The following is a 7,090-nucleotide window of genomic DNA, read 5'->3' on the forward strand; positions in this document are numbered from 1 at the left end:
GGCGGACAGAATCCTCCGGTGGCGCCCCGGCCGGCCCCGCGGCCGAAGCCGCCGGACCCGACCGGCGCCCAGCCGCCCGTGTCGCCTGTTGTCATGATCGCCTCATCGCCGCTGCAGCGTCTGTCGTTACCCGCGGCGCCTTCCCAGCGGCGGGGGTGCCCCAGCCGCCTGGCGCTCGCCTGGCCGCCTCGCTGTGGACCCATCTCCCACTCGCCTCATACACGCCTCACACACCAAACACGGCCGATTGTCAGAATAGGACTGACAAACATGATTGTCAGGCCTACTCTGACGGTGGAGGTGCTGATATGACGCCCAACCCTCACGACCCCGCCGCCGGCACCGGCGAGGCCCCCTACACCAACCAGTCCCTGGCCCAGCTCGCCCTGGCCTCCGCCGCCCAGGAGCTCGCCGAGCGCGCCACGTCCCGGGTCGCCATCTACCACCGGCCCGACAACGCGGTCGAGGACGCCGCCGCGATGGTCCGCCAGGCCCAGCGTGTGCTGGAGCGGGCCGTGATCGCCCAGCGTGAGGCCGGGATCTCCTGGGAGGAGATCGGCGCCCAGCTCGACATCACCAAACAGTCCGCGCACTCCCGGTTCGCCGCCGTGGTCGAGGAGTGGGAGAAGGCGCTGAGCCGGCCCCTGGTCATCGAGGAGATGTGGGGCATCGGCGGCCTGCAGACCTACGTCGGCTCCCGGATGCCCGACGGCACCGCGAGGCCGGAGGAGACCGCCGCCTACCTCGACCGGTGGGCCCTGGCCCACGCGGCCGCCGACGGCCGCGAGCCTCCCGGCAGCGACAGCGAGCGGCCGGTATCGGGCGGGATGGTCCGCATGGACCCGCTGGCCGAGCTGATGGGCTCGCTCATCCACCGGTCCGCAGCCTTGCGGGATGAGTTCATGGGGCCACCGCCGCACCTGATGGCCGAGATCGCCGAGCGCCGGGCGGCGCTGTGGGAGCAGGTGGCCACCGAAGGCGGCGTCGGCGGCCGCCCCGTGCGCGACGCCCGCAAGTACGCGGCCGAGGAACGCGAAAGCGCCGCCGACTACCGCGCCCAAGACGCCCACCTGCGTTCGATCGCCGCTGTGCAGAGCCCTGAGGAGCATGCCGCCGCGCACGAGCAGCGCTGGCCGCACGCGATCTACGGCCCGTACCGGGTCTTTCCCGACGTGGCCAGTGCCCGGGACTGGTGCGCGCACTGCAACGTCTGGATCGGCTGAGCATGGACCGCCTGAACTGGACCCGGATCAGTGCCGGCCTGTTCCGGCGGCTGCCGCCCGCCGACCAGCAGGCCATCCTCGGCTCACCCGCCTTCCAGGCGCTGCCGTACGACGAGCGCCTCGCCTTCCTGGACGCCGCCGCCGAGCTGGGCGCCCTGGACGAGCGCGACCGCCGCGCCGCCCACCGACACACCACCGACCGCGGAGGACAGCGATGATCAACCCGAAGACCGGCAAGCGCCTGGTGCTCGTCCTCGACACGGTCGACCCCGAAGCCCCGCCGCCCGGCGAGCTGTGGGCGGTCGAGGACTGGCTCGACACCCTGACCCGCTGGGAAGCCGCCGACCCGGCCGCCGACGCCGAACGCGGCCTGGTCCCGCTGGAGCTGCCCGCCCCGCTCGCCGGCGGGCGAGCCCTGGCCGCCTGGCAGCGGGTGCGCGTCACCGTGCAGACCGCGCAGGGCCAAGCCGCGATCGAGGCCGGGCTGACCGGCCGCCAGTACGCCCGCGTCATCGACCGCCGCTGGGGCATGCCGCCGGGCAGCAGCATGGAGCTCGCCCCGCTGCGCGCGATCGACGTCGACCAGGACGACGCCGACACCCTGACCGCACTCGCCCAGGTGCTGACCCGGGTGCTGGCCGACCCCGGCCATCCCGCCGCCGCCGACATCGCCGACGCCGCAGACCAGGCCGCGGCCGCCTACGACCTGGAGGCCGGCGACCTGCACCAGACGGTCGCCCGCATCGCGGCGATGCTCGCAGCCGAACCCGACGCCGAGTGGGACGGCCCGGTGCGCGAGCTGGCGGCCGCGATCGCCGCCTGCCCACCCGCCGCCGACCTGGAGCTGACCGCCAGCCAGGCGGCCGCCTACCGGCACGTGTGCGCGCTCCAGGTCCGTGCCGCCGGAGGTGACGGCCTGGACATGTTCGTCGCCGGCGCTTTCGAGTAACCGGCGACCTCGAGTAACCGAGGAGCTGACATTGTCGGGGGCGCCGCCTACGCTGGCCAGCAGTGGCAGCGCGCCTGCCCGACTCCGAGCCCACGGCACCGACGCCCACGCCGTCACCGCCCGGGCGACCGAGGACAAGCCGTCTCCGACGCAGCGCGCCGTACGACCCCTGACGCGAGCCATGACCTGGTGACCTCGCGGAGGGCGTGGGACTCCGCTGGAGGACCGTCATGAGCCACACCCCGTCCCAGGGCCGCCGAGCCCGCTCCCGCGAGATCCGCGAGCACATGGCCGCACACGGCGTGCCGTACAACGTCGCCGCCCGCCAGCTCGCCGCCGCCGACCGATCCGCCGGCGAACCGCCCGCCACCGCGGCGGCCAGGCCCGGCGTCCCGGTCGCTACCGGTGCGGTCTGGCTGCAGGTCCACCTCACGCCCGGCGCCGAGCAGGACCAGCGCGCAGCGGCGGGCCTGGAGCGTGAGGACCTGGACGCCATCGCCACCGAGCTCGCACAGTGGCAGTACGTCGTGCCGCGCTGCCCTGCGGTGCTCGTCCATCCCGCGCACAGCCACGCTCAGACCGCCATCCTGCTGGCCCGCCTGCTGTTCGAGGACGGCCCCGGCAACGCCGTGCCCGCTTCCGGCTCACCGCCCGCCGAGATCACCGCCGACCGGCTGGCCCACCTGGCCGACCGCGTCCGCTGGGCCCTGAACCGCCGCGAGCGCCGGTGCCGGGTGCACGTCGTGCCGATCCCGGCCCCGGTCCCCGTGGTGACCGCGCCCGTCCTCCAGTACGGCACGGCCGGCCCCGAGATCGCCGGACAGGACTGGCGGCGCGAGGCCCTGGCCGTAGTCACCCGCGAGACCGCCACCACCAGCCCCTACGCCGACGAGCCGGCCCGCTACCGCCCCGGCCAGGTGCTGCGCCTGGAGCAGGACGGCCGCGCCGGCTGGCCCGTCACCACCACCTGGAAGACCTCCTCCGACGTCGACCTGGCCCACTACCTGCCCGCCGACCGGCTGCAGGTGGTCGAAATCCTGCACGAGACCCCCACCCAGCCCGGAGCACCGTATGTGCCCACCCACGAGCGGCTGGCCCGCCGCTGGCGCATCGCCTGCACGATGATCGAGATGGCGGCCGACGACCCCACCATGACCCTGGCCGACTGGATCCTCGTCTGCTCCCAGCGCCAGGAAGTCGTCATCGACCTGCAGAGCCACCTGTCCACCCTCGCCTACCACAACAAGCCGCTGCCGCCGCCGCTGCTGGAGCTGGCCGCCGACGTCCTGGAGCGCCTGTTCTCACCCGGTGCCCTCCCGGCCGCCGCCCAGGCCAGTCCGCTGCATGAGCACTACGACGTCTCGCAGAGCGTCACCGCGCTACGCGCGCTCGCCGCCCGACCGGCCGACGCCGACACCACGCGCGAGAACATCTCAGGGATCACGCGCGGCCACCTGGACACGGCCCGTGGCGTCGACGGGTCCGCCGGCGGCCCGTACAACTACACGCTGCACAAAGAGACAGACGAGGCCCGACCCCGGCTCGGTGCCCGCCTGATCGCAGCCATCACCGCCCTCGACGCCTCCTGACCTCCCGCCTGCCCCTAAGGCCCGGCCGTACCGCCGGGCCCTAGGAGGGATTTGGCGCGCAAGCCGTCGAAGGTGGGGAGAGCTACCGCCGATGAAGGATCGGCTGGGAGATGTGGCAGGGCGTGGGATAGCGGGCGTTTCAGGCTCCGAGCGCGATCGGCCACACCACCAGCAGGTACGACTCGCCGGGCCGGTTCGACAACCGGCCACCCGGCCGTGCTCGCCCATGGACGCGCAGACCGTAGCGTCCGGCGCCCTGGTAGGTCAGGTTCGGGGGCGGCGCTCCGTCATGGGTGTGCATGCCGGCGATCTGCATGATGCCGGTCGTCGTGACGAACTCGGTCTCCTGCTCCTCCTCCCAGCCGGAGCCGGGCCTGCGAGGCCTGGACGAATCCCACCGCACGTGCACCCCCACCACGCCCCGGCCCTTGAGCGTTCTGATGACCACCGCGTCCGCAGCGGCGGCGACCAAGCCCTCAGGCAAGGCCGGTTCGACGGCGGGCTCCTGGTAGGGGTTGGCGATCCGCAATCGATGTTCGCTCGCCTGAGCGCTGCCCATGACGGGCGTGGGCAGGGCAGGCTTGAGGTTTGCGGCGATGCGTCCCGGTTCGCTTTCCGGCCGCGCGTGCTCCCTGGCCCAGCGCTTGATCTCGGCGCTCTTGTCCGGCAGTCCGAGCTCGTGCGCGACGCCTACGCCGAGCTTGGCGCACGCCTTGGGCCCCACCTCGATGGGCCAGATGGTGAGCAGGTAGAACTCGAAGGGCACGTTCGGCACGGCGCTGGGATCGATGTCGCGGCCGCGGGCGTGCACGCGCATGCCGTAGCGGCCGGGCCCGTGCGGGGTGAGGTTGGGAAGAGCCTGCGGCAGGTGGCCCATGAGGCCCGCCACTCGGGTCTCGCCCGTGAAGCTGATCAGCTCCACTTCCTCCACCTCATCCCAACCTTGCGCCGTGCTGGCAGGGCGAGCGTCGGCGAGTTGCACCGTGACGTCCACGAGTCCGGTGTGGATGCCGGTCAGGATCACCGCCGCTCCGGGGGCCGACGCCGTCAGTCCGTTGGGGACGTGGGACGGGTGCTCGGCGCCCGGCTGGTCGTTGACCAGCATCTGGTGGTGGCTTACGTGCACGTCCGCTCTGGCGGATGTGGAGGGTTCGGTGCTCACACGGGCAACCTTGGCAGGTGGGTCCGACAGACCGGCAGGCCCGAACCCCCTCTCATGGCAGATCTGCCAGCTGGTCGGCCTACTGGTCCACCAGGGGCAGGTAGGGGAGGCCGAGCGGCTATGGCGGGAGGGGCTGGAGGCGGACTGAGCCGGCCGAGCGCGTCCCTCCCGCGATCACCCGAGGCCTGGCTGCATATTCAAGGGCTGGTGTGGCCGGAGGGGTGCTCTCGATCACCTGGGCGCTGCGACCGGATCCGTGGGGGAGGGAGATGCGGTCGGCTGTGCCGGCCGCATCGTGGGCATCTGGGTGCGGATACGCTCCCGGAGAATGCGAACGCCACGGTGGCTAAGGCGGTCGATCGCTTCTAGGCGGGTTCGTGCCGGCCGAAAGACGTCTCCCCGCGGGGTAGGCCCGGGCACTCGTTCGGGAGGAGCACGCCGTCCTGCGGCATGGTCGCCGCCCAATAGATCGCGCCGCTGTGCGGCACCGGCAACGCCTCGATGTGGACGTTGCAGTGCCGGCATTCTCCCTTGTCGTGTGGCTCAGGTGCCGACAGGAAGCGGTCGTCGGTGGGCGAATCGAACACCATTCGGTGATCGTACGTTACCCCCCGAACAGCCCCGCACCGGGCAGGGGCGGCCCGATCACACTGAAGGTGCGGGCCGTCGCTCAAGCCGGACACAACCCGCGTCCAAGACGCGCTCCATACCGTCCCCAGCATGAAGAAGATCGCGTTCCTCGCAGCCGTCGCTCTCGCCGGCATCGCCATCACCGGATCCGCGACCGCCGACGACGCGCTCACTGCGACGCCGGGCGAGGTGTTCTACGACGAGGGCTCAGGCGTACACCGGCCAGGCGCCGCCCCCGTCGTGGTCGCCTCGGTGACGCTTCCCGCGGCCGGCTCCTACACCATCCACGCCGACACCGACTTCGAACAGATGGACAGGCCGGCCGAGGCGAGCAGAGCCCGCTGCGACATCAAGCTGCCCAACGAGCCCAACCCCAACGCGGGTATGCAACTGGCCAACAACGTTCCGGGAGGGTGGGGCGCCCTGTCCTTCGGGGTAGCTGTCACGATGACGCAACCCGGACTGGTGCAACTGCGCTGCTACCAGGAGTTTGACCAGGGGCCGACGTTGTGGTTCACCCACGGGCGGATCATGGTTCAGGCCGTCCCGAAGATCACCCGCTTCTGACCGCAGGAGCCCCCTCATGCGGCGACGCGGTTGACGGCATCCGCCGGGCGGCACCAAACCGCACCGCCCGGCGGGCAGGAGGCTCGCGCCCCGGTTCGGCGCCCGCCTGATCGCCGCGATCGAGACCGTCGACGCCACCACGACCACCTACCGACCGCCGTCCCACGCCGTGATGGCCCGGCCGGACCGCCGGGACCATCACCCTCACCAAGACCGCCACCGTCACAACGCTGCGCGCGGCTTCGTCGTTCGCGCCGAACGGGATGACGAGCCAGGGCTTAGCGGCGCTGACGCACCCGGCGTCAGCAGCGGCCCAGGCCGCCGCTACCGGATTGCGAGACCTGGCTGGAGTGAATCCAGAATCCCGTGCCGTCGTGACGGTTTCTGAGGCTGTACCAGAGCTTGCTGCCGTTCACCGTGTCACCGATGTAGAGGTAGCAGTCCGGATAGATGGTGGTCCCCTTCCTGCAGGTGTAGGCGATGTTGTCCGGCCGGATGTACGGGTTGTACCGCACGTTCGCGTCGTACTTGCAGGAGTAGACCACCAGCGCTGCACTCTGCGTGCTGGCCTGGGCAGGCGTGGTCAGGGTGAGACTGGCCACGGCCGCGGTCACACCGAGTGCGGCCATTCCCAGGCGACTGATCTTGCGATTGGTCACGAGCAACTCCCTCAGATCGTTCTTTGCGGCGCAGGCTAGACGTTCACTGTTGGGTCGCCGTTGGGTACACGTTGGGTGGCACACCACGACGAAGCCGCCTTGACGACCAACGCGCCGCAGAACGGGCAGGAAGGCAGGCATGCCGCCCTTGAGCAGTCGCGGCGGACGGACGACCACCGTGGGGGGACGCACCGACTGCGAGCAAGGCTCATGGCTGCCGCCCGGGTGCGGCATGCGCACCGTCTTGTTCGGCGGTTCCTGTTCCGTGCGCCGCGCGTGCCTGCCCCACCGTGACCTGGCAGGCCTGGGCG

General features: G+C 71.7%; 8 protein-coding genes. 5 read left to right on the forward strand and 3 right to left on the reverse strand.

The genetic code is table 11. The features are described from left to right. Window positions 1–308: 308 nt before the first annotated feature. The 4 genes from AB0I67_RS43030 to AB0I67_RS43045 all read left to right on the forward strand — a co-directional run bounded on the left by AB0I67_RS43030 (window position 309) and on the right by AB0I67_RS43045 (window position 3,761). Window positions 309–1,223, forward strand: a complete 915-nt coding sequence (locus tag AB0I67_RS43030; protein ID WP_357936766.1) for a hypothetical protein — start codon at window positions 309–311, stop codon at window positions 1,221–1,223. A 2-nt stretch (window positions 1,224–1,225) separates the two neighbouring features. Beyond that, on the forward strand, window positions 1,226–1,441 hold the full coding sequence (locus tag AB0I67_RS43035; protein WP_357936768.1) for a hypothetical protein: 216 nt from the start codon (window positions 1,226–1,228) through the stop codon (window positions 1,439–1,441). Then, window positions 1,438–2,172, forward strand: a complete 735-nt coding sequence (locus AB0I67_RS43040; RefSeq protein ID WP_357936770.1) for a hypothetical protein — start codon at window positions 1,438–1,440, stop codon at window positions 2,170–2,172. Before AB0I67_RS43035 ends, AB0I67_RS43040 begins: the two co-directional genes overlap by 4 nt. A 230-nt stretch (window positions 2,173–2,402) precedes the next feature. Further along, window positions 2,403–3,761: a hypothetical protein gene (locus AB0I67_RS43045; RefSeq protein ID WP_357936772.1), complete on the forward strand. Its 1,359-nt coding sequence runs from the start codon at window positions 2,403–2,405 to the stop codon at window positions 3,759–3,761. Window positions 3,762–3,900: 139 nt separating this feature from the next. Here the strand turns inward: AB0I67_RS43045 and AB0I67_RS43050 are convergent, their stop codons facing one another. Together AB0I67_RS43050 and AB0I67_RS43055 are read right to left on the reverse strand one after the other, a co-directional pair. Beyond that, the gene (locus tag AB0I67_RS43050; RefSeq protein ID WP_357936774.1) at window positions 3,901–4,923 is read right to left on the reverse strand and encodes a hypothetical protein; all 1,023 of its coding nucleotides are present in this window, start codon (window positions 4,921–4,923) and stop codon (window positions 3,901–3,903) included. A 365-nt stretch (window positions 4,924–5,288) separates the two neighbouring features. Next, window positions 5,289–5,513 (reverse strand): hypothetical protein, encoded by a 225-nt coding sequence (locus AB0I67_RS43055; RefSeq protein WP_357936776.1) that lies wholly within the window; start codon window positions 5,511–5,513, stop codon window positions 5,289–5,291. 130 nt (window positions 5,514–5,643) lie between these two features. Between AB0I67_RS43055 and AB0I67_RS43060 the strand changes: the two genes are divergently transcribed. Continuing rightward, a complete protein-coding gene (locus AB0I67_RS43060) occupies window positions 5,644–6,120 on the forward strand; it encodes a hypothetical protein (protein ID WP_357936778.1) in 477 nt (158 codons plus the stop codon). A gap of 302 nt (window positions 6,121–6,422) precedes the next feature. Here AB0I67_RS43060 and AB0I67_RS43065 read toward each other — a convergent pair. After that, window positions 6,423–7,090, reverse strand: a 668-nt coding sequence (locus AB0I67_RS43065) for a hypothetical protein (RefSeq protein WP_357936780.1), incomplete at its 5' end; no start/stop codon positions are given.

It is taken from the genome of Nonomuraea sp. NPDC050310, from assembly GCF_040655795.1.
Taxonomy (GTDB): Bacteria; Actinomycetota; Actinomycetes; order Streptosporangiales; family Streptosporangiaceae; genus Nonomuraea.

Coding starts and splice junctions, on each gene's coding strand:
- AB0I67_RS43030 (WP_357936766.1), top strand. CDS start 309: ATGACGCCCAACCCTCACGACCCCGCCGCCGGCACCGGCGAGGCCCCC.
- AB0I67_RS43035 (WP_357936768.1), top strand. CDS start 1,226: ATGGACCGCCTGAACTGGACCCGGATCAGTGCCGGCCTGTTCCGGCGG.
- AB0I67_RS43040 (WP_357936770.1), top strand. CDS start 1,438: ATGATCAACCCGAAGACCGGCAAGCGCCTGGTGCTCGTCCTCGACACG.
- AB0I67_RS43045 (WP_357936772.1), top strand. CDS start 2,403: ATGAGCCACACCCCGTCCCAGGGCCGCCGAGCCCGCTCCCGCGAGATC.
- AB0I67_RS43055 (WP_357936776.1), bottom strand. CDS start 5,513: ATGGTGTTCGATTCGCCCACCGACGACCGCTTCCTGTCGGCACCTGAG.
- AB0I67_RS43060 (WP_357936778.1), top strand. CDS start 5,644: ATGAAGAAGATCGCGTTCCTCGCAGCCGTCGCTCTCGCCGGCATCGCC.